The following is a 327-nucleotide window of genomic DNA, read 5'->3' as shown; positions in this document are numbered from 1 at the left end:
CCTCCACCATATTTTTTGATTGATACGGGGGCGAGTAAGGATCGATCGCTAACCAGAATTTAACCAACACCGTTTGATTGTCTACCAAGTCCTTTTCAAAACGATTGATTTCATCATAAGCACGTTGCCACTCAGCAGGTTTGGCAAAACCTTCTATACGTTCAACCAAAACTCGTCCATACCAAGTTCGATCAAAAATACTGATTTTTTCCTCTGGTTGAATCTTGGTCCAAAAACGCCATAAATAAGGTCGACGCAACTCATATTGTTCAGGTGCTGCGATGGTATAAATTTCGTATTCGCGAGGGTCAAGATTTTTGACAATAC

The 327-nt window shown here is 40.7% G+C and carries 1 protein-coding gene; it reads right to left on the bottom strand.

Annotated features, from left to right (window positions below):
* A partial coding sequence (locus ACJ5GX_RS01360) for a hypothetical protein (RefSeq protein WP_495292610.1) occupies nt 1-327 on the bottom strand: 327 nt, incomplete at both ends.

The organism is Wolbachia endosymbiont of Tuta absoluta (assembly GCF_059414725.1).
This window is presented reverse-complemented; position numbering and strand designations above follow the sequence as displayed.